The 19256-nt window shown below is 72.7% G+C and carries 21 protein-coding genes; 11 read left to right on the forward strand and 10 right to left on the reverse strand.

All coding sequences use genetic code 11. The features are described 5' to 3' along the window. Window positions 1-53: 53 nt before the first annotated feature. Window positions 54-827 carry a DeoR/GlpR family DNA-binding transcription regulator gene (locus AWQ70_RS16665; protein ID WP_245646996.1) on the reverse strand — a complete coding sequence of 258 codons (774 nt, stop codon included), beginning with the start codon at window positions 825-827 and terminating at the stop codon, window positions 54-56. 143 nt (window positions 828-970) lie between these two features. On the opposite strand from AWQ70_RS16665, the gene hisD reads away from it, so the two are divergent. The 8 genes from hisD (at window position 971) to hisF (ending at window position 6808) form a co-directional block, all read left to right on the forward strand. Beyond that, the gene (gene hisD, locus AWQ70_RS16670; RefSeq protein ID WP_067177484.1) at window positions 971-2278 is read left to right on the forward strand and encodes a histidinol dehydrogenase; all 1308 of its coding nucleotides are present in this window, start codon (window positions 971-973) and stop codon (window positions 2276-2278) included. Window positions 2279-2295: 17 nt separating this feature from the next. Further along, window positions 2296-3372 carry a histidinol-phosphate transaminase gene (locus tag AWQ70_RS16675; RefSeq protein WP_067177488.1) on the forward strand — a complete coding sequence of 359 codons (1077 nt, stop codon included), beginning with the start codon at window positions 2296-2298 and terminating at the stop codon, window positions 3370-3372. Next, the gene (gene hisB / locus AWQ70_RS16680; RefSeq protein WP_067176944.1) at window positions 3369-3986 is read left to right on the forward strand and encodes an imidazoleglycerol-phosphate dehydratase HisB; all 618 of its coding nucleotides are present in this window, start codon (window positions 3369-3371) and stop codon (window positions 3984-3986) included. Before AWQ70_RS16675 ends, hisB begins: the two co-directional genes overlap by 4 nt. Further along, the gene (locus tag AWQ70_RS39880; RefSeq protein WP_169808686.1) at window positions 3983-4135 is read left to right on the forward strand and encodes a CG2302 family histidine operon protein; all 153 of its coding nucleotides are present in this window, start codon (window positions 3983-3985) and stop codon (window positions 4133-4135) included. The genes hisB and AWQ70_RS39880 overlap by 4 nt, the downstream gene beginning before the upstream one ends. Further along, window positions 4126-4764 (forward strand): imidazole glycerol phosphate synthase subunit HisH, encoded by a 639-nt coding sequence (gene hisH, locus AWQ70_RS16685; protein WP_067177486.1) that lies wholly within the window; start codon window positions 4126-4128, stop codon window positions 4762-4764. The genes AWQ70_RS39880 and hisH overlap by 10 nt, the downstream gene beginning before the upstream one ends. Window positions 4765-4902: 138 nt before the next feature. Beyond that, entirely contained in the window at window positions 4903-5628 is a 726-nt protein-coding gene (gene priA / locus AWQ70_RS16690) for a bifunctional 1-(5-phosphoribosyl)-5-((5-phosphoribosylamino)methylideneamino)imidazole-4-carboxamide isomerase/phosphoribosylanthranilate isomerase PriA (RefSeq protein WP_067176947.1), read from the forward strand. Further along, entirely contained in the window at window positions 5625-6041 is a 417-nt protein-coding gene (locus AWQ70_RS16695; protein WP_067176951.1) for a RidA family protein, read from the forward strand. The genes priA and AWQ70_RS16695 overlap by 4 nt, the downstream gene beginning before the upstream one ends. Continuing rightward, on the forward strand, window positions 6038-6808 hold the full coding sequence (gene hisF, locus AWQ70_RS16700; RefSeq protein WP_067176953.1) for an imidazole glycerol phosphate synthase subunit HisF: 771 nt from the start codon (window positions 6038-6040) through the stop codon (window positions 6806-6808). The genes AWQ70_RS16695 and hisF overlap by 4 nt, the downstream gene beginning before the upstream one ends. Before the next feature lie 30 nt (window positions 6809-6838). On the opposite strand, the gene AWQ70_RS16705 is transcribed toward hisF, so the two are convergent. The 5 genes from AWQ70_RS16705 to AWQ70_RS16715 all read right to left on the reverse strand — a co-directional run bounded on the left by AWQ70_RS16705 (window position 6839) and on the right by AWQ70_RS16715 (window position 10143). After that, the gene (locus AWQ70_RS16705; RefSeq protein WP_067176956.1) at window positions 6839-7687 is read right to left on the reverse strand and encodes an SDR family oxidoreductase; all 849 of its coding nucleotides are present in this window, start codon (window positions 7685-7687) and stop codon (window positions 6839-6841) included. Window positions 7688-7717: 30 nt separating this feature from the next. Beyond that, window positions 7718-8725: a LacI family DNA-binding transcriptional regulator gene (locus AWQ70_RS16710; protein ID WP_067176959.1), complete on the reverse strand. Its 1008-nt coding sequence runs from the start codon at window positions 8723-8725 to the stop codon at window positions 7718-7720. 139 nt (window positions 8726-8864) lie between these two features. Next, window positions 8865-9026: a hypothetical protein gene (locus tag AWQ70_RS39885; RefSeq protein WP_169808687.1), complete on the reverse strand. Its 162-nt coding sequence runs from the start codon at window positions 9024-9026 to the stop codon at window positions 8865-8867. A 103-nt stretch (window positions 9027-9129) separates the two neighbouring features. Next, complete coding sequence (locus AWQ70_RS39890) at window positions 9130-9288, reverse strand: hypothetical protein (RefSeq protein WP_169808685.1); 159 nt, start codon at window positions 9286-9288, stop codon at window positions 9130-9132. 204 nt (window positions 9289-9492) lie between these two features. Beyond that, entirely contained in the window at window positions 9493-10143 is a 651-nt protein-coding gene (locus AWQ70_RS16715) for a TIGR03085 family metal-binding protein (RefSeq protein ID WP_067176963.1), read from the reverse strand. A 272-nt stretch (window positions 10144-10415) separates the two neighbouring features. Between AWQ70_RS16715 and AWQ70_RS16720 the strand changes: the two genes are divergently transcribed. Then, on the forward strand, window positions 10416-12194 hold the full coding sequence (locus AWQ70_RS16720) for an ABC transporter ATP-binding protein (protein ID WP_067176967.1): 1779 nt from the start codon (window positions 10416-10418) through the stop codon (window positions 12192-12194). Window positions 12195-12199: 5 nt separating this feature from the next. Next, on the forward strand, window positions 12200-14014 hold the full coding sequence (locus AWQ70_RS16725; RefSeq protein ID WP_373282343.1) for an ABC transporter ATP-binding protein: 1815 nt from the start codon (window positions 12200-12202) through the stop codon (window positions 14012-14014). Between the two features lie 17 nt (window positions 14015-14031). On the opposite strand, the gene AWQ70_RS16730 is transcribed toward AWQ70_RS16725, so the two are convergent. The 4 genes from AWQ70_RS16730 to AWQ70_RS16745 form a co-directional block, all read right to left on the reverse strand. Further along, window positions 14032-14832, reverse strand: coding sequence for an ABC transporter permease (locus AWQ70_RS16730; RefSeq protein WP_067176973.1), 801 nt, complete (start codon window positions 14830-14832; stop codon window positions 14032-14034). Window positions 14833-14884: 52 nt separating this feature from the next. Continuing rightward, complete coding sequence (locus tag AWQ70_RS16735; protein WP_067176977.1) at window positions 14885-15751, reverse strand: ABC transporter permease; 867 nt, start codon at window positions 15749-15751, stop codon at window positions 14885-14887. 70 nt (window positions 15752-15821) lie between these two features. Beyond that, window positions 15822-17054 carry an ABC transporter substrate-binding protein gene (locus tag AWQ70_RS16740; RefSeq protein WP_084517216.1) on the reverse strand — a complete coding sequence of 411 codons (1233 nt, stop codon included), beginning with the start codon at window positions 17052-17054 and terminating at the stop codon, window positions 15822-15824. Window positions 17055-17301: 247 nt separating this feature from the next. Beyond that, on the reverse strand, window positions 17302-18369 hold the full coding sequence (locus AWQ70_RS16745; protein WP_157530112.1) for an ABC transporter ATP-binding protein: 1068 nt from the start codon (window positions 18367-18369) through the stop codon (window positions 17302-17304). A 163-nt stretch (window positions 18370-18532) separates the two neighbouring features. Here AWQ70_RS16745 and AWQ70_RS16750 point away from each other — a divergent pair, with 163 nt between their 5' ends. Beyond that, complete coding sequence (locus AWQ70_RS16750) at window positions 18533-19252, forward strand: FadR/GntR family transcriptional regulator (RefSeq protein ID WP_218004553.1); 720 nt, start codon at window positions 18533-18535, stop codon at window positions 19250-19252. Window positions 19253-19256: the final 4 nt, after the last annotated feature.

Raw genomic sequence — 19256 nt, forward strand, 5'->3', positions numbered from 1 at the left:
GAATGAAGTGAGCGGTCCGGGCCCGGCGGCGTGGCCGCGCCGCCGGGCCGAGCTTACGGCGTGATTACCTCCACACCCGCCCTGACCAGGGCGGACGTGAGTTCGGGGGGCGGTTCCCGGTCCGTGATGAGACCGGAGAATCCGTCCAGGCCGCACACCCGGTAGGCGGCGACCCTGCCGTGTTTCGTGCTGTCGGCCAGCACGTAGGTGCGCGCCGTGTTCGCGAGGATGACCCGCTTCGTCGCCACCTCGTCGAGGTAGTAGTCGGTCAGCCCGGCGCGCGCCGTGACGCCGCCGGAGCCGAGGAGGGCCACGTCGGCCCGCAGGTCCTGGAAGAACGCCACGGTCTGCGCGTTCGAGACCGCGAGGTCGCCCTGCCTGACCCGGCCGCCCGCGACCAGCACCTCGACCCCCGGCCGCCCGGCCAGCTCCGCGGCGACCAGCAGCGAGCACGTCGCCACGACCCCGCGGAACCCGGGCGGGATCGCGCGCGCCGCCTGCACGGCGGTCGTGCCGACGTCGATGACCACCGTCTGGCCCGGCCGGAGCACCTGCGCCGCCAGCGCGCCGATGACCGCCTTGGCCTCGGCCTGAGCGGTCGACCGCTCCAGGTAGGAGGACTCCTCGCCGGTGCCGGAGGTGACCGCGGTGGCCCCGCCGTGCACCCGTGCCAGCAGGCCGCGCCGTTCGAGGGTCGCCAGGTCGCGCCGGACGGTCTCGTGCGAGACCTCGAGCAACTCGGCCAGATCCTCGGTGCGCAGCGTGCCGGCCCGCGACAGTGCCTCGACGATGCGCTGGTGGCGCTGGGCCGGGAGCATGGACACCATCCACATGACCGAAATTGACTACGATTGCCCGAAAGTGTGGATTATTGCCCGGAAGATGTCAATAGTCGGTCACTCACGCGCAACGCGCCGTCCGCATGCTGGACGGAACGGGACCGGCCCCTCGCCGTCCGTAGACTATGAGGGTGATTTCCCGTATCGATCTGCGCGGTTCCCTGCCCGGTGACCTGCGCGATGTGCTGCCCCGCGCCGAGCTCGACGTCGAGGCCGCCCTGGAGAAGGTGCGGCCCATATGTGAGGACGTGCGCCATCGCGGCGCGGCAGCCGTACGGGAGCTGACCGCGAGATTCGACGGCGTCGAGCTGGAGTCCACCCGGGTTCCGGTGGAGGAGCTCGGCCGCGCCCTGGAGAGCCTCGACCCGGCCGTGCGCGCCGCGCTGGAGGAGTCGATCAGGCGGGCCCGCCTGGTCCACCGCGACCAGCGCCGCACCGACACCGTCACCCAGGTCGTGCCCGGCGGCACGGTCACCGAGCGGTGGGTCCCCGTGGAGCGCGTCGGCCTCTACGTGCCGGGCGGCCGGGCCGTCTACCCCTCCAGCGTGGTCATGAACGTCGTGCCCGCCCAGGAGGCCGGGGTCGGCTCCCTCGCCGTCACCTCGCCCGCCCAGAAGGAGTTCGGCGGGCTCCCGCACCCCACGATCCTCGCCGCCTGCGCCCTGCTCGGCGTCGACGAGGTCTACGCCGTGGGCGGCGCCCAGGCCGTGGCGATGTTCGCCTACGGCACCGAGGAGTGCGCGCCGGCCACCATGGTCACCGGCCCCGGCAACATCTGGGTCGCCGCGGCCAAACGGCTGCTCAAGGGCCGCATCGGCATCGACTCCGAGGCGGGCCCCACCGAGATCGCGATCCTCGCCGACGAGACCGCCGACCCCGTCCACGTCGCCGCCGACCTGATCAGCCAGGCCGAGCACGACGTGATCGCCGCCTCCGTGCTCGTCACCACCAGCACCGAGCTGGCCGACGCGGTCGAGAAGGAGCTCCCCGGCCAGGTCGCCGCCACCCGCCACACCGAGCGGATCACCGAGGCGCTCTCCGGCCGCCAGTCCGGCATCGTCCTCGTCTCCTCGATCGAGGACGGCCTGCGCGTCGTCGACGCCTACGCCGCCGAGCACCTGGAGATCCAGACCGCGGACGCGGCCGAGGTGGCCGCCCGTGTGCGCAACGCAGGCGCGATCTTCGTCGGGGCCCACTCCCCGGTGTCCCTCGGCGACTACATGGCCGGCTCCAACCACGTGCTGCCGACCGGTGGCTGCGCCTGCCACTCCTCCGGCCTGTCCGTGCAGACCTTCCTGCGCGGCATCCACGTCGTCGAGTACAGCCGCGAGGCCCTCGCCGGCGCCGCGCCGCACGTCTGCGTGCTCGCCGACGCCGAGGACCTCCCCGCCCACGGCGCGGCGATCCGCGCCCGGTTCGACTGGGGGATCCCCTCGTGACCGAACAGCGAGAGAACGTGACGACGCTCGACGACCTGCCCATCCGGGACGACCTGCGGGGCAGGACCGCCTACGGCGCCCCGCAGCTCGACGTGCCGGTCCGGCTCAACACCAACGAGAACCCCTACCCGCCCTCGCCCGGCCTGGTCGACGACCTGGCCCGCGCCGTACGGCAGAGTGCGGCGACGCTCAACCGCTATCCCGACCGGGACGCGCTCGACCTGCGCAAGGACCTCGCCGACCACCTCGGCCACGGCCTCACCGCCCGGCAGGTGTGGGCGGCCAACGGCTCCAACGAGGTCATCCAGCAGATCCTCCAGGCGTTCGGCGGCCCCGGACGCCGCGCGCTGGGCTTCGAGCCGTCCTACTCCATGCACCCGATCATCGCGGGCGTGACCGCCACCCGCTGGATCGACGGCGCGCGCGAGGAGGACTTCGCGATCGACGAGGAGCGGGCCGTCCGCGCGATCGAGGAGCACCGCCCCGACGTGGTGTTCCTCACCTCGCCGAACAACCCCACCGGCACGGCGCTGCCGCCGCGCGTCATCGAGCGGATCCTCGCCGCCGCGCCCGGCATGGTCGTCGTCGACGAGGCGTACGCCGAGTTCGCGCGGGCCGGCACCCCGTCGGCGCTGACGCTGCTCCCCGGCAACCCGCGCCTGATCGTCACGCGCACCATGTCCAAGGCGTTCGCCATGGCGGGCACCCGCCTCGGCTACCTCGCCGCCGACCCCGCCGTCATCGACGCTCTGCTGCTGGTCCGCCTGCCGTACCACCTGTCCACGCTGACGCAGGCGGCGGCCCGGGTCGCGCTCGCGCACCGGGCGGAGCTGCTCGGCACCGTGGACGCGCTGCGCGCCGAGCGGGACGCGACGGTGGCCTGGCTACGGCAACGTGGCCTCGCCGTCGCAGACTCCGACGCCAATTTCGTGCTATTCGGTAAGTTTCCGGATCGGCACGCCGTTTGGGAGGGCGTGCTCGAACGCGGCGTGCTGATCAGGGAAACCGGTCCGGACGGCTGGCTGCGGGTTTCGATCGGGACCGGTGAAGAGATGGCGGCCTTCCGGGCCGCTCTGGAGGGGGTCCTCGGATGAGTGACGCGCGTGTTACGGGCGCGGGCCGTGTCGGCCGGGTCGAGCGCGCTACCAAGGAGACGTCCGTGCTGGTCGAGGTCAACCTCGACGGCACCGGCGTCGTGGACGTCGCGACCGGCGTCGGGTTCTTCGACCACATGCTGGCGCAGCTCGGCAAGCACGGCCTGTTCGACCTGACCGTCAAGACGCAGGGCGACCTGCACATCGACTCCCACCACACGATCGAGGACACCTCGCTCGCGCTCGGCGCCGCGTTCCGCGAGGCCCTGGGCGACAAGTCGGGCATCCGGCGGTACGGCACCGCGGCGTGCCCCCTGGACGAGTCGCTCGCCCAGGTCACGGTGGACCTGTCCGGCCGGCCGTACCTGGTGCACACCGAGCCCGAGGGCATGGCGCCGATGATCGGCCCCGACTACGACACCACCATGACCCGGCACATCCTGGAGTCGTTCGTCGCGCAGGCCGCGGTCTGCCTGCACGTCCACGTGCCGTACGGGCGCAACGCGCACCACATCGTGGAGGCGCAGTTCAAGGCCCTCGCCCGCGCGCTGCGCGAGGCGTCGGAGCGGGACCCGCGCGCCACCGGCGTGCCGAGCACCAAGGGCGTGCTATGACCTTCGCGTCCGTCGGCATGATCTTCGTGGGGCTCTTCCTGATCGGCGGGGTCATCTCCGCCGTACGCCAGGGGCTGAAGGGGCTCGCCATCGTCACCGGCGCGGGTGCCGTGCTCGCGCTGACAGCGGGGGTGTTGTGGTGGCAGTAGCGAAGCGGGTCGTCATCCTCGACTACGGCTCGGGCAACCTGCGCTCGGCCGAACGGGCGCTCGCCCGCGCGGGCGCCGACGTGACGGTGACCGCCGACCACGGCGCGGCCCTGGAGGCGGACGGCCTGGTCGTCCCGGGGGTCGGCGCGTTCGCCGCCTGCATGGCGGGGCTCAGGAGCATCGCGGGCGAGCGCGTCATCGGGCGCAGGCTCGCCGCGGCGCGCCCGGTCCTCGGCATCTGCGTCGGCATGCAGATCCTCTTCGAGAAGGGCGTCGAGCACGGCGTCCACACCGAGGGCTGCGGGGAGTGGCCCGGCGTCGTCCGGCGCCTGGACGCCCCCGTCCTGCCCCACATGGGCTGGAACACCGTGACCGCCCCGGAGGGCAGCGTCCTCTTCCGCGGGCTCGACGCCGGGACCCGGTTCTACTTCGTCCACTCGTACGGGGTGCGCGAGTGGGAGCTCACGCCCGGCCCCGGCTTCGCCGAGCCGCTGGTCACCTGGGCCGAGCACGGTGTGCCGTTCGTCGCGGCCGTCGAGAACGGGCCGCTCACGGCCACCCAGTTCCACCCCGAGAAGTCCGGCGACGCCGGAGCCGTCCTCCTCTCCAACTGGCTGAGCACGCTGTGAACCGCGGGGCCTCCCCGGCCCCCGCGGCGGGGAGGCCGCCGCGGGGGCCGGGCCGACCGTCCGGCCCCCGCCCTCGTGCCGTCGATACTGCTGATCCCGGTGCCCGTCACCGTCGTACTTGACCGGAGGTCCTGACTGATGTCGCTCGTTTTGCTTCCCGCCGTGGATGTCGCCGACGGCCAGGCGGTTCGCCTGGTGCAGGGTGAGGCGGGCACGGAGACCTCGTACGGCGACCCGCTCGCCGCGGCGCTCGCCTGGCAGGAGGCCGGCGCGGAGTGGATCCATCTCGTGGACCTGGACGCGGCGTTCGGCCGGGGCGGCAACCGCGAGCTGCTGGCGTCGGTGGTCGGCGCCCTGGACGTGAACGTCGAACTGTCCGGCGGCATCCGTGACGACGCCTCGCTCGACGCCGCCCTTGCCACCGGCTGCCGCCGGGTCAACATCGGCACCGCCGCCCTCGAGGACCCCGCCTGGTGCGCCAAGATCATCGCCGAGCACGGGGACCGCATCGCGGTCGGGCTCGACGTCCGGGGCACCACCCTGGCGGCGCGCGGCTGGACCCAGGAGGGCGGCGACCTGTGGGAGGTGCTCGACCGGCTGGAGTCGGAGGGCTGCCCCCGCTACGTCGTCACCGACGTGACCAAGGACGGCACGCTGCGCGGCCCCAACCTCGACCTGCTCCGCGAGGTCTGCCGCCGTACCGACCGGCCCGTGATCGCCAGCGGCGGCGTGTCGTCGCTGGACGACCTGCGTGCCCTGTCCGGCCTCGTCCCCGAGGGAGTCGAGGGCGCCATCGTCGGCAAGGCGCTGTACGCCCAGGCGTTCACGCTGGAGGAGGCCCTGGCGGCGGTGAGCGGCCGATGAGCACCAGGATCTTCTCCGGCGGCCCGTGGGAGGACCGGTACGGCTACGCCCGCGCCGTCGTCGCCGGCCCGCACGTGTGGGTGTCGGGCTGCACCGCCACCGTGGACGGCGAGGTGCGCCACGCCGGCGACGCCTACCGGCAGACGCTCACCGCGATCTCCATCGCGCTCGACGCGATCGAGAAGGCCGGCGGCAGCCTGCGGGACGTCGTCCGCACGCGGATCTACCTTGTAAAGGTGGACGACTTCGACGCCGCCGGCCGCGCGCACGGCGAGGTCTTCGGCACGGTCCGGCCCGCCTGCACCAGCATCCAGGTGGCCGGGCTCGTCGACCCCCGGATGCTGGTCGAGGTCGAGGTCGAGGCGTACCTGGGCGACGGCACGCGCGACGACGCGGGAGGCGAGGCCCCGTGACGGTCGCGGTACGCGTCATCCCCTGCCTGGACGTGGACGCCGGGCGGGTGGTCAAGGGCGTCAACTTCGAGAACCTGCGCGACGCCGGCGACCCGGTCGAGCTGGCCCGCCGCTACGACGCCGAGGGCGCCGACGAGCTGACCTTCCTCGACATCACCGCCTCGTCCGGCGGTCGCGACACCATGCTCGACGTGGTGCGCCGCACCGCCGAGCAGGTCTTCATCCCGCTGACCGTCGGCGGCGGCGTGCGGACGGTCGAGGACGTGGACCGGCTGCTGCGCGCGGGCGCGGACAAGGTGGGCGTCAACACCGCCGCCATCGCCCGCCCCGAGCTGCTGACCGAGGCGTCCCAGCGGTTCGGCGCCCAGTGCGTCGTGCTCTCGGTGGACGCCCGCCGGGTCGTGGACGGGCCGCCCACCCCCTCCGGCTTCGAGGTGACCACGCACGGAGGACGCCGGGGCACCGGCATCGACGCGGTCGAGTGGGCGCGTCGCGGGCAGGAGCTCGGCGTGGGGGAGATCCTGCTCAACTCCATGGACGGCGACGGCACCAAGGACGGCTACGACCTGGAGATGCTCCGGGCCGTGCGCGCCGCCGTCACCGTTCCGGTGATCGCCTCGGGCGGTGCGGGAAGGCTGGAGCACTTCCCGCCCGCGATCGAGGCGGGCGCCGACGCCGTGCTCGCGGCGAGCGTCTTCCACTTCGGCGACCTGAAGATCGCGGACGTGAAGGACGCCCTCCGCGCCGCCGGGCACCCCGTGCGCTGACCGGCGCCCGCCCCGCGCGACCTCGGCCCGTCAGGCGGCCGAGGTCGCGCGCAGATAGTCCGCGAAGGTCATCGGCCGATGGCCGGCGACCTTCTCCACGGTGTCCGTGACCACGTCCAGCTCCCCGGCGGCGATGGCGGCGTAGGACGTGACCCAGCCCGCCACCTCCCACTCGGGCGCGCCGAAGCGGGCCCGGGAGGCGTACGCCTCCTCGATCGTCTCGGCGTGGTAGCGGACCGGCTTCCCGGTCACGCGGGTGATCGCCTCCGCGGCCTCCCCGAGCGTGAGCGCCCGCGGCCCGGTCACGTCGTACGTCATGCCGTCGTGGCCGTGCTCGCGCAGGACCGCGGCGGCGACGTCGGCGATGTCGTCCCGCGCCACCAGGCCGACCCGCCCCTGCCCGGCCGGGCCCCGGATGACGCCGTCCTCGCCCGCGAAGTACGGCACCAGGTCCATGTACAGGCTGTTGCGCAGGAACGTGAACTTGACGCCGCTCTCGCGGATGTGCTGCTCGGTGTGCCAGTGGTCGCGGGCGAACGTGAAGGTCGCGTCCGGGGCGGCGCCGAGGAACGACACGTACACGATCCTGGACACGCCCGCGTCGAGCGCCGCGTCCACGGCGGAGGTGTGCAGCGCCACCCGGCCCGCCGTCTCGGTGGCGGAGACCAGCAGCAGCGTCTGCACCTCGTCGAGCGCGGCCCGGAGCGCGTCCGTGTCCTCGTACGCCGCGGCGACCGCGTGGGCGCCGGGAAGGTCCGGCGCGCGGGACGTGTCGCGGACGACGAGGCGCTGGTCCACCCCGGCCTCGGCGAGGCGGTGCGCCACGCGCCGCCCGAGCTGACCGGTCGCCCCGGTCACAGCGATGAGATCAGAGGTCATTCGTCCAGTGTCACACCGGGCGCCCGGCGGCTACCGGGTGGACTCGCGGACCACCAGCTCCGGCTGGAACATGATCTGCTGGTGGGCGTGCCCCTCCGGGTTGTCGCACTCGTCGAGGAGCAGCTCGGTGGCGAGCCGGCCGAGCCGGTGCGTCGGCTGCCGGACCGAGCTCAGCGACACCGCGGACGCGGCGGCGAAGTCGATGTCGTCGTACCCGATGATCGAGACGTCGCCGGGGACGCGCACGCCGCCCTGCAGCAGGCCGCGTAGCAGGCCGACGGCCAGCAGGTCGTTCGCGCAGAACACCGCGTCCGGCAGCGGCCCCGAGGAGAGCAGCTTCTCCGCCGCCTGCTGGCCGTACCTGGCGTTCATGCCCGGCATGGGCAGCTCGGACAGCGTCGCGCCGGGGGCCGGCCCCGCCTGCCGTACGGCGCGGCGGGCGCCCTCGAGCCGGTCCCCGCACTGCCGGATGGACAGCGGCCCGCTGACGTACGTGATCCGCCGGGCGCCCGCGGCGAGCAGGTGGGCGACGGCGAGCGAGCCGCCGGCCACGTCGTTCACGGCGACGGAGCACAGGTCGGGCCGGTGCGCCGGATGGTCCACCAGGACCACGTTGATGCCGAGGTCGAGGATGTGGTCGAGGCGGCGCGGTTCGTCGGTGGACGGGGTGATCAGCACGCCCCGGACCCGCTGCTCCGCCAGGACGCGGAGGTTGCGCTCCTCCTTGAGGGAGTCGCCGGCCGAGTTGCCGAGGATCACGGCGTAGCCGAGGTCGCTCGCCACGTCCTCGACCCCGGCGGCGACGTCGGTGAAGAACGGGTTGGAGATGTCGATGACCGACAGCCCGATCGTGCGGCTGTGCCCGGCGCGCAGCGAGGAGGCCGAGGCGTGCCGGACGAAGCCCAGATCGCGGATCGCCGCCTCGACCCGGGCCCGTGTCGCGGCGGCGACCTTCTCGGGCCGGTTGAGCACGTTGGACACCGTGCCGGGGGAGACGGCGGCACGCGCCGCGACCTCCTTGATGCTGACCGTGGTCATGGCCCCTGATTGAAACGCAACGGCGTCGACGCGCGCCACCCCGTGTCCCGGGCGGCGCGCTCGATGGGAGGAGAACCCCGACGCGGCCGCGCCGTCCCGGCCGCGTCGTCGGGGCCGGGCGTAGCCGCGGCGCCCCGCCTCACCCCAGAACTGTCGTGAAGAATGTGGCCAATCGGCTGGCGCCCGTGTTCACCGTCTCGAACACGCCCTTCACGGCGCCGGCGGCGGCGGCGGGCTGGCTGTAGAGGTAGAAGACCACGAACGCGATGGCCGCGTACGTAAGAACCTTCTTGACCTGCATTGGGGGGCCTCCTGCAGTCAGTTTCCCGGCGGTACACATACCCAGCGACGCGAATGATCATAACTAGCCGGGAGGCCATGAGGCCCTTCCGGGGCCTAACTCTTCAGCCAGAAAACAGAGACGTGAAGAACGCCGACAGCCGCTCGGCGCCGGTGCCGATGCCGTCGAACACACCCCGTACCGCGGCGGCCGCCCCCGTGGGCTGGGTGAACAGGTAGAAGACCACGAAAGCGACAGCGGCGTAGGTCAGCAGCTTCTTCACGTTCATAAGAGTTGTGGCGGCCCTCGCCGTGGAGGGGGAGGAGGCGCCGCCCTCCCTTCTTTTCCGATCGCTGGCCCTCATGCTGCCGCATCACGTCGTGACATGTGGGGGTTTCCGCGGAGTGTCGGACATCGGGGGAGAAACGGGCCGGGAGCGCCTCACACGCGCCGTGCGGTCGCACACGGGCCCGGCCGGGGGACCGCCTCACATGCCGAGGGGCGCCTCGCGCAGCCGGGCCACCGCGCCGGCGTCGCCCTCGTAGCTCACCCGGGCGTGCGCCTGGCGGCCGAAGGCCAGCAGAAGCAGCTCCTGCGCGTCGCCGGTCGCCACCACGGCCGGCTCGGCCATGCGGCCCGCGGCCTTCTCCCCGGTCGTACGCTCCCCGCTCGTACGGCGCAGCACCACGCCGACGGGGGACCGGCGGAAGAACAGCCGGGCCATCGTTCGCAGCCGCCGCCACAGCAGGTCGTCCAGGGCGGCGGGCAGCTCCCTGGGCTCCCAGGCCGGCCGCGCCCTGCGGACGTCCTCGTGGTGGACGAACAGCTCCACCGTGTTGACCAGCTCGTCGACCCCCGGGACCAGCCCGTACGGCGACCACCTCGGCGGGCCCTGCCGTACGAGATCGACCAGCTCGGGGTAGGGGAGCCGGGCCTTGAGCCGCTCCTGCACGGACGCCGTGTACGGCGCGAGCGCCCCGACCGCGATGCCGGGCAGCGCGTCGGGGCGGCGCTCGCGGACCGCGAGGTGGGCGGCGAGGTCGGAGGTCGTCCAGCCCGCGCAGAGCGTCGGGGCGCCGGGCCCGAGGTCGTCCAGCAGGGCGCAGAGCGCGGCGCGCTCGGAGCGGGAGTGGGTCACGGCCCGAGCCTAACGGACCCCGGCGGACGGGACGGATCATCCGCCCCGGCCGGAATATTCCGGTTGATCAGGTTGATAAGGAGTATCTAGGACCAAATACCTGGGAAGGTGTCGGTCCGGGGACGGATACGGGGCGCCGCGCGGGCGGGTAACGTCGCGGATGCCTGTCCGGAACGCCGGTTCAGGCCGGAGACAAGAGGAAGCGAGCCGGTCGGACCGCGCCGCCAGATCGAGAGGACCCACGCGTGCCGTCTCAGGTGTCAACCGCCGTCATGCGTCAGGGTCTCAAGGTCATCGGTGTCGCCATCAGGGCGGAGCCGCGCGTCTTCACCGCCGCCGTGCTCTCCAGCGCCCTGTACGGCGTGATGACGGTCGCCTCCTCCTGGGCGCTCGGCCGGGCCACCGAGCAGGTCGTGCTCCCCGCGTTCCGCGAGGGCCGCACGAGCGCGGGCGCGATGGCGGCCGCGGCGCTGCTGATCGTCGGGGTCGCCGTGCTCAAGGCGCTCGGGGTCATGGGGCGGCGCATCCTGGCCGGCGTCATGCAGTACCGGATGCAGGCCGCGTCGCGGCGCGCGGTCACCCGGCAGTACCTGCGGCTCCCGCTCGCCTGGCACCACCGCCACCCGACAGGGCAGCTGCTCTCCAACGCCAGCTCCGACGCCGAGGCCGCGTGGGGGCCGCTCGCGCCGCTGCCCATGGCCGTCGGCGTCGTCGTGATGCTGGTGACGGCGGCCGTGGCGATCCTCGTGACGGACCCGGTCCTCGCCATCGTCGGTTTCCTGATTTTTCCGGCCATCGCGCTGCTCAACCTGGTCTACCAGCGCAAGTTGTCGCCGCTGGCGACCCGGGCCCAACAGCTCCGCGCCGAGGTCAGCGAGATCGCGCACGAGAGCTTCGACGGCGCGCTCGTCGTCAAGACCCTCGGCCGCGAGGACGCCGAGACCGTCAGGTTCCGCGCCAAGGCCGACGAACTGCGCGACGCGAACATCGCCGTCGGCAAGGTGCGCGGCCTGTTCGACCCCCTGCTCGAGGCCCTGCCCACTCTCGGCGTGCTCGCCGTGCTCCTCGTCGGCTCGGTGCGGCTGCAGAGCGGCGGCATGGCCGCGGGCGAGCTGATCGAGGTCGCGTACCTTTTCACGCTGCTCGCCTTCCCGATCCGCGCGCTCGGCTGGGTGCTCGCCGAGCTGCCGCGCAGCGTCGTCGGCTGGAACCGCGTCCAGGACGTGCTCGACGCCTCCGGTTCCATGGAGTACGGCGCGGCCCGGCTGGACGGCCGCGGCCCGGCCGAGATCGAGGTGAGCGGCGTCGGCTACGGCTACGACCCCGAGGCGCCGGTGCTGCGCGAGGTCGGCTTCGGCGTGGCGCCGGGCAGGACCGTCGCCCTCGTCGGCCCCACGGGGGCGGGCAAGTCCACGCTCACCCAGCTCCTCGCCCGCCTGATCGACCCCGATCTCGGCACGGTGCGCATCGACGGGACCGACCTGCGCGAGGCCGCGCGCGGCGAGGTGAGCGAGTCGGTCGCGCTCGTCCCCCAGCAGACGTTCCTCTTCGACGACAGCGTGCGCGGCAACATCACGCTCGGCCGCGACGTCCCGGACGAGCGGGTGTGGGCGGCGCTGCGGCTCGCCCAGGCGGACGGCTTCGTCGCCGCGCTGCCCGGGGGCCTGGACACGCACGTCGGCGAGCGCGGCGCGACGCTGTCGGGCGGGCAGCGGCAGCGGATCGCCCTCGCCCGCGCGCTGGTCCGCGAGCCGCGCCTGCTCATCCTCGACGACGCCACCTCCAGCGTGGACCCCCAGGTCGAGAAGCGCATCCTGCACGGTCTGCGCGAGGGGTCGGCCCGCTCCACGGTGATCGTCGTGGCGTACCGGATGGCGACCATCGCCCTGGCCGACGAGGTCGTCTACCTGGAGCACGGGGCGGTGACCGACCAGGGCGCCCACGAGGAGCTGCTCGGCCGCTGCGAGGGCTACCGCGTCCTCGTCACCGCGTACGAGAAGGAAGAGGCCGAGCGGGCCGCGATCGACAGCGACGAGGAGGTCGTGGCGTGACCACCGTGACACCCGAGCGGGAGCGCGAGGAGCGGGAGGCTCCGGAGCCCGGCGCCGGCATACGGGCCGCCGAACGGTCGGCCCTGGAGACCCTGCGGCACGGCCTGCGGTTGTCGCCGGAGTTCCGCCGCGGCCTCGGCGGCACCGTGGTGCTCGCGGTGCTCGCCACCCTCGGCAAGGTCATCGTGCCGATCGCGGTGCAGCAGGTCATCGACCGCGGTCTGCGCGGCGGCGCACCCGACGTGTCGTTCATCAGGAACGCGGTCGTGCTGTGCGCGCTGGCCGTGCTGCTGACCGCGCTGGCCGGATATCTGATGAACGTCCGGCTCTACCGGGCCACCGAGTCGGGCCTGGCGACGCTGCGGACCAAGGGCTTCCGGCACGTCCACGACCTGTCCGTGCTCACCCAGAACAGCGAGCGGCGCGGCTCCATGGTCTCCCGGGTGACCGGCGACGTGGACCAGATCAGCACCTTCATGCAGTGGGGCGGGCTGATGATCGTGGTCGCGGGCGGGCAGCTCGTGATCGCGACCGTTGTCATGGCCGTCTACTCCTGGCAGCTCACGCTCCTGGTGTGGGCGTGCTTCCTGCCGCTGGTGTTCCTGCTGCCGCGCTTCCAGCGGCTGGTGGCCCGGCGCTACACCGCCGTCCGCGAGCGCACCGGCGACGTGCTCGCCGCCGTCAGCGAGTCGGTCGTCGGCAGCGCGGTGATCAGGGCGTACGGCTCCGAGGACCGGACCGCGGCGCGCATCGACACGGCGGTGGACGGCCAGCGCGACGCGCAGACCCGGGCGCAGAAGGTGGTCGGCCTGACATTCCCGATCACCGAGCTGGTCGCCTCGGTCGCCCTGGCCGGGGTGGTGCTGCTCGGCGTCGAGCTCGGCCTGCACGGCGCGATCAGCGCCGGGCGGCTGGTCGCCTTCCTGTTCCTGATCACGCTGTTCATCAGCCCGCTGCAGACCGCCACCGAGGTGCTGAACGAGGCGCAGAACGCCATCGCCGGATGGCGGCGCATCCTCGGCGTGCTCGACTCCCCGGCCGACGTGGCCGACCCGGAGGACGGCGTCACGCTGCCGCGCGGGCCGATCTCCGTCTCGTTCGAGGGCGTGGGCTTCTCCTACCCGGGCGGCGCCCCCGTCCTGCACGACGTGTCGGTCGACATCCCGCCGCGCACCCGTGTGGCCGTGGTGGGCGAGACCGGGTCGGGCAAGACCACGTTCGCCAAGCTGCTCACCCGCCTGATGGACCCCGTGTCCGGCCGGGTCGTCGTGGACGGTATCGACCTGCGGGACGTGCGGTTCTCCTCGCTGCGCGAGCGGATCGTCATGGTCCCCCAGGATGGCTTCCTCTTCGACGCCACCCTGGAGGAGAACATCCGCTTCGGCCGGCCGTCCGCGACCACCGAGGAGATCCGGCTGGCGCTGACCGAGCTCGGGCTCGCCGACTGGCTGGACGGGCTGCCCGCCGGCCTGGACACCCCGGTCGGGCAGCGCGGGGAGTCCCTGTCGGCGGGGGAGCGCCAGCTCGTCGCGCTCGCCCGCGCCTACCTCGCCGACCCCGACCTGCTGCTCCTCGACGAGGCGACCTCCGCCGTGGACCCGGCCACCGAGGTGCGGCTGGCGCGGGCCCTCGACGGCATCACCCGGGGCCGTACGGCCGTGTCGATCGCGCACCGCCTCTCGACGGCCGAGGCCGCCGACGAGGTGCTCGTCTTCCAGCACGGCCGGATCGTCCAGCGCGGCCCCCACGCCGAGCTGGTGGAGGAGCCCGGCGTGTACGCCGACCTGTACGCCTCCTGGGCCTCGGCGACCCGCTCCTAGGAAGCGCGGGCGGTGGGTCAGCGGGTCTGGGGCTCGCCGCCGGACAGCCGCTGGGCGAGATAGATCGGCACCACCGAGACGATCACCAGCGCGGCGGCGACGACGTTCACCACCGGGGCCTGGTTGGGCCGGAACAGGTTCTCGAAGATCCAGATCGGCAACGTCCTGACCCCGGCGCCCGCGGTGAACGTGGTCACGATGATCTCGTCGAACGACAGCGCGAACGCCAGCAGGCCGCCCGCCAGCAGCGCCGAGCGCATCATCGGGAACGTGACCAGGCGGAACGTGGTGAACGTGTCCGCGCCCAGGTCGGCCGACGCCTCCTCCACGTTCAGGCCCATGCGCCGCAGCCGCGCCAGCACGTTGTTGTAGACCGTCACCACGCAGAACGTGGCGTGCCCGACGATCACGGTGAACAACCCGAGGGGGACGCCGAACACCGAGTGGAACGTGTTGCTCAGCGCGATGCCCGACACGATGCCGGGCAGCGCGATCGGCAGCACGATCAGCAGCGACACCGTGTCACGGCCGAAGAACCGGTAGCGCTGCACGGCGAAGGCCGCCATCGTGCCCAGCACCAGCGCGATCACGGTGGCGCCCAGTCCCGCCTGGACCGACGTCCACAGGGCGTCGCGCACGCCGGTGGACCGCCAGGCCGCGCCCCACCACTGGAGCGTGAACCCCTGGGGAGGCCATCCGAACGTCCGGTCGGAGTTGAAGGAGTTCAGCACCACCACGCCCAGCGGCACGTAGACGACGCCGAGCCCGAGGGCCAGCGCCGTCCACAACGCCGCCCGCGCCGTACGCGAGAGGTTCACCGCGTCTCCTCCTCCGCCCGCGGGAGGCCCCCGGCGGGCTCGCTTCGGTCTCTCACAGGTTCTCCAGGGCTCCGGTGCGGCGGACCGCCGCCAGGTACGCCAGCATGATCACGACGGGTACGGTCGCGACGGCCGCGGCGAAGGGCAGGTTGTTCGCCGCGCCGATGTTGTCGTAGACGACGTTGCCGATGAGCTGCGACTTCCCGCCCACGATCTTCACGGTGATGTAGTCGCCCAGCGACAGCGAGAAGGTGAAGATCGAGCCGGCGACGACGGCGGGGAAGCTGAGCGGCCACACCACGGTCCGGAACGTGCGCCAGCCGCGCGCCCCCAGGTCCCCCGCCGCGTCGAGCAGCGAGTTCGGCAGGCGCTCCAGCCCCGCGTAGATCGGCAGGATCATGTACGGCAGCCACAGGTACGACAGCGTGGCGATCGTCGCGCCCAGCCCGTACCCCCAGCCGAGCAGGCCCTCCGACGACAACATCACCCGCCAGGCGTACGCCTTGACCAGGTAGGACGCCCACAGCGGGGTGAGCACCAGGATCACCAGCCAGCGCTGGGCCCGCGGCGAGGCGAGCTTGGCCATGGCGAACGCCATCGGGAACGCGATGATCAGGTCGATGAGCGTGACCGCGACCGCGACGCCCAGCGACCGCAGCGCGATGGTCCGGTACACGTCGCCGGTCACCAGGTCGTGGAAGTTCGCCCAGGTGAACGTCCTGACCAGGTCGCCGGTGAACGTGTCGGTCGACCAGAACGCGGTCACGAAGAGCGCGGCGAGCGCGCCCAGGTAGGCGAGCCCCAGCCACGCCAGCGGCGCCGAGAGCAGCAGCGACAGCCGTACCCGCGCGTGGCGGTGCAGGAAGGCGGCCACCCGGGCGCGCGGACCGGTACGGCCGACGGCGGCCGAAGTAGTCATGTGATCTCTCCAAAGATCCCGCTCCCGGCCGGCACGGGGCCGCGCCGGGAGCGGGGACGCCGGGGGAAGGTCAGCCCTTGATCTCGGTCCAGGCGCGGGTCCATTCGGAATAGTCCTTGCACTTCACGTCCGCGCGCCCGTCGAGGCACTGGGCGATCGGGGTGGTCCAGAAGCGCACCTTGGAGAAGTACTCCTCGTCGGTGGCGTGGAAGGTGTCGCAGAACGAGGGGTCCGACGTCTTCTCACACGCCTTCGCGTTGGCCGGAGCCTCGCCGAACCACTCCGCGACCTGCGCGTTCGCCGTCGGGGAGATGATCCAGTCGAGCCACTTGTACGCGCAGTTCGGGTGCTTGGCGTCCGCCGCGACCATCCAGGTGTCCGACCAGCCGGTCGAGCCCTCCTTGGGCAGGGTCACCTCGACCGGCGCCTTCTCCGCCTTGGCCAGGTTGGCGATCACCTGCCAGGTGGTGCCGACGACGGTGTCGCCTCCCTTGAACGCCTGGATCTCCTTGGTGTAGTCGGACCAGTACTCGCCGACGATCTGCCGCTGCTCCTTGAGCAGGTCCACCGCGGCCTGGAACTGCGCGTCGTCCAGCGCGTACGGGTTCTTGATGCCGAGCTCCGGCTTGGCCGACATCAGGTAGAGCGCGGCGTCCGCGATGTAGATCGGCGAGTCGTACGCGGTCACCTTCCCCTTGTACGGCGAGGCCGGGTCGAAGACGACGCCCCACGAGTCGGGCGCGGGCGTCACCGCGTCGGTGCGCCACATGAGGAGGTTGGCCCCGCGGCCGTGCGGCACGCCGTACGCGACTCCGTTGACGGAGTTCCACGGCTTGAGCTTGAGGCCGTCGAAGACGTCCTTGTAGTTGGGGACGAGGTCGGTGTTGACCGGCGCGGCCGCCCCGGAGGCGATCAGCCGCAGCGAGGCGTCGCCGGAGGCGGACACCGCGTCGTACTCGCCGGTCTTCATCAGGTTGACCATCTCGTCGGAGGTCCCGGCGACCTTGGTGTTGACCTTGCACCCGGTCGCCTTCTCGAACGGGTGGACCCAGTCGACCTTCGGGTCGTTGGAGCCGTCCTCGGCGTATCCCGCCCAGGCGACCAGGTTGACCTGGCCCTCGCCCGCGCCGACGGACGTGGCGGCCTTCAGCGCGGGCGGGTTGAAACCGCTCTGCCCCGGGGCGGCCGCGGCGCCGCCGTCTGTCGAGGCGCCGCCGCAGGCGGTCAGGGCGGCCAGGGCCAGCGCGGCCGTGACGGCGAGGCCGCGCGTCAGGAGCACGGGCCGGTGGGAGGTGGACCGCATGCTGTCTCTCCTTGCTGTGCGACGGCCTGCGCGGCCGTCTTGTCTGACGATCTTGTGTGGCGGTCGGGTGTGACGGACTGTGGGTGAGGTCGTCGCTCCGGGTGACGGGCGGGGCGCGGGCGCGGCCGCCGCCGGAGGCGGGACGACACGGGGAGGGGGAGCGCGGATGGTCGGAGCGGGGGATCGGGGGGCGCCGGGCCGCGGGGCCCGCGGGGAGCGGGTGGCGGGGACCGGAGCGGTGAGGGGGTCAGGAGGTGATGGCGAACTCGTGGCGGCGCTGCCAGACGAGGCGCACCCGCCGGCCGCGCAGGCCCATGACGTCCATCGAGGAGACCTCCTGGTTCTGCTGCAGCGCGATGAGCCGTGAGCCGGTGTCGAGATCCACGACGAACCGGGTCGCCGGGCCCGCGTAGACGACCTCCGAGACGGTGCCCTCGGCGCTGTGCTCGTCGGAGCCCGGAGGGACGGCGTCGCCGAGGACGACGCGCAGCTTCTCCGGCCGGACGCTGAACGTGCCGTCCCTGCCGAGCACGGCCCGCGCGGTCGCCCCCGAGATGAGGTTGGAGGTGCCGACGAATCCGGCCACGAAGGCCGTGGCGGGCCGTTCGTATATCTCGGCCGGGGTGCCGACCTGCTCGATCGCGCCCGCGTTGAACACCGCCACCCGGTCGCTCATGGTCAGCGCCTCCTCCTGGTCGTGGGTGACGAACAGGAACGTGATGCCGACCTCGCGCTGGATGGCCTTCAGCTCGACCTGCATCTCCTCGCGGAGCTTGAGGTCGAGGGCGCCGAGCGGCTCGTCGAGCAGCAGGACGCGCGGCCGGTTCACCAGGGCGCGGGCGAGGGCGACCCGCTGGCGCTGGCCGCCGGAGAGCTGGGCCGGGCGGCGCTTCTCGAAGCCGTCGAGCCGGACCGACTTCAGCGCCTCCAGCGCGCGGGCGCGCCGCTCCGCCCTCGGGACCTTCTTCACCCGCAGGCCGTACTCGACGTTCTCCAGCACGCTCATGTGCGGGAACAGCGCGTAGTCCTGGAAGACCGTGTTCACGTCCCGCTCGAACGGCGCGAGCCGGGTGACGTCCCGGCCGCCCAGTTCGACGGTTCCGCCCGTGGGGGACTCGAACCCGGCGATCATCCGGAGGACGGTGGTCTTCCCGGAGCCGGACGGCCCGAGCATCGCGAAGAACTCGCCGTCGGCGACGTCGAGGTCCACGCCCGCGACCGCCACGACGCTCCCGAAGCTCTTGCGCAACCCGCGCAGGCTGACCGCGCGGTCGGATGCCGGGATGGTGACGTGTGTCACTGCTTGTTGTGGCATGACCGGAAACATATGGGGTTAAAGGTTTCCGGTAAAGCCCCGATCCGGTATCACTGTGTTAACTATCCGGCGAAAGTGATCGAAGACGGGAAAGCGGGCAGATCAGCATGACGGCGGCGCGAAGGATCGGATGCGGCGGGCGAGTGACCGACTGGGCGTGGCCGTGAGTGTCGCGCGCCTCGCGGTCTTCTCGCCCGTCGACAACACCGCCCGGGTGGACGTCGTCGTCCGGCGCCTCGGCGACGCCATCGCCCTCGGCCTGCTCGCCGACGGCGAGCAGCTCCCCAGCGAGGCCGAGCTGGCCGGCCGTCTCGGCGTCTCGACCGTGACCGTACGCGAGGCCCTCATGGCGCTGCGGCAGCGGGGACTCGTCGAGACCAGGCGAGGCAGGGGCGGCGGCAGCTTCGCCCGCGCCCCCCTGGAACCGGACGTGAGCGAGCGGCTCGCCGACCTGGCCGTGGACGAGCTGCGCGACATCGGCGACCACTACGCGGCCATCGCCGGGGCCGCCGCGCGGCTCGCCGCTCAGCGCTCCCTGCCCTCGGACGTCACCCCGCTGTGGCGCTCGCTCGACGAGATGGCCGCCGCCGAGTCGAGCGCGCAGCTTCGCCGGCTGGACGGCCGCTTCCACATCGAGGTGGCGGCCGCCTCCCAGTCCGCGCGGCTCACCCGGGAGGAGATCCGGTTACAGGCCGACATCGGACCGTTGCTGTGGCTTTCGCACGAGGACCTGGGCGGGCACGATGAGACGGCGGCACAGCATCGCGCCATCGCCGAGGCGATCGGCGCGGGCGACGCCGACCTGGCGCGCGACCTCGCCGAGCGGCACGTGCTCGACGCCACGGACCACCTGATCGAGCTTCGGCTGCGGCTCCGGGAGTAAGACG

This window comes from Microtetraspora niveoalba (assembly GCF_001570405.1).
In the GTDB taxonomy this organism is placed as follows: Bacteria; Actinomycetota; Actinomycetes; order Streptosporangiales; family Streptosporangiaceae; genus Microtetraspora; species Microtetraspora niveoalba.

Coding starts and splice junctions, on each gene's coding strand:
- AWQ70_RS16665 (WP_245646996.1), bottom strand. CDS start 827: ATGGTGTCCATGCTCCCGGCCCAGCGCCACCAGCGCATCGTCGAGGCA.
- hisB (WP_067176944.1), top strand. CDS start 3,369: ATGAGTGACGCGCGTGTTACGGGCGCGGGCCGTGTCGGCCGGGTCGAG.
- AWQ70_RS39880 (WP_169808686.1), top strand. CDS start 3,983: ATGACCTTCGCGTCCGTCGGCATGATCTTCGTGGGGCTCTTCCTGATC.
- priA (WP_067176947.1), top strand. CDS start 4,903: ATGTCGCTCGTTTTGCTTCCCGCCGTGGATGTCGCCGACGGCCAGGCG.
- AWQ70_RS16695 (WP_067176951.1), top strand. CDS start 5,625: ATGAGCACCAGGATCTTCTCCGGCGGCCCGTGGGAGGACCGGTACGGC.
- AWQ70_RS16705 (WP_067176956.1), bottom strand. CDS start 7,687: ATGACCTCTGATCTCATCGCTGTGACCGGGGCGACCGGTCAGCTCGGG.
- AWQ70_RS16710 (WP_067176959.1), bottom strand. CDS start 8,725: ATGACCACGGTCAGCATCAAGGAGGTCGCGGCGCGTGCCGCCGTCTCC.
- AWQ70_RS39885 (WP_169808687.1), bottom strand. CDS start 9,026: ATGCAGGTCAAGAAGGTTCTTACGTACGCGGCCATCGCGTTCGTGGTC.
- AWQ70_RS16720 (WP_067176967.1), top strand. CDS start 10,416: ATGCGTCAGGGTCTCAAGGTCATCGGTGTCGCCATCAGGGCGGAGCCG.
- AWQ70_RS16735 (WP_067176977.1), bottom strand. CDS start 15,751: ATGACTACTTCGGCCGCCGTCGGCCGTACCGGTCCGCGCGCCCGGGTG.
- AWQ70_RS16740 (WP_084517216.1), bottom strand. CDS start 17,054: ATGCGGTCCACCTCCCACCGGCCCGTGCTCCTGACGCGCGGCCTCGCC.
- AWQ70_RS16745 (WP_157530112.1), bottom strand. CDS start 18,369: ATGCCACAACAAGCAGTGACACACGTCACCATCCCGGCATCCGACCGC.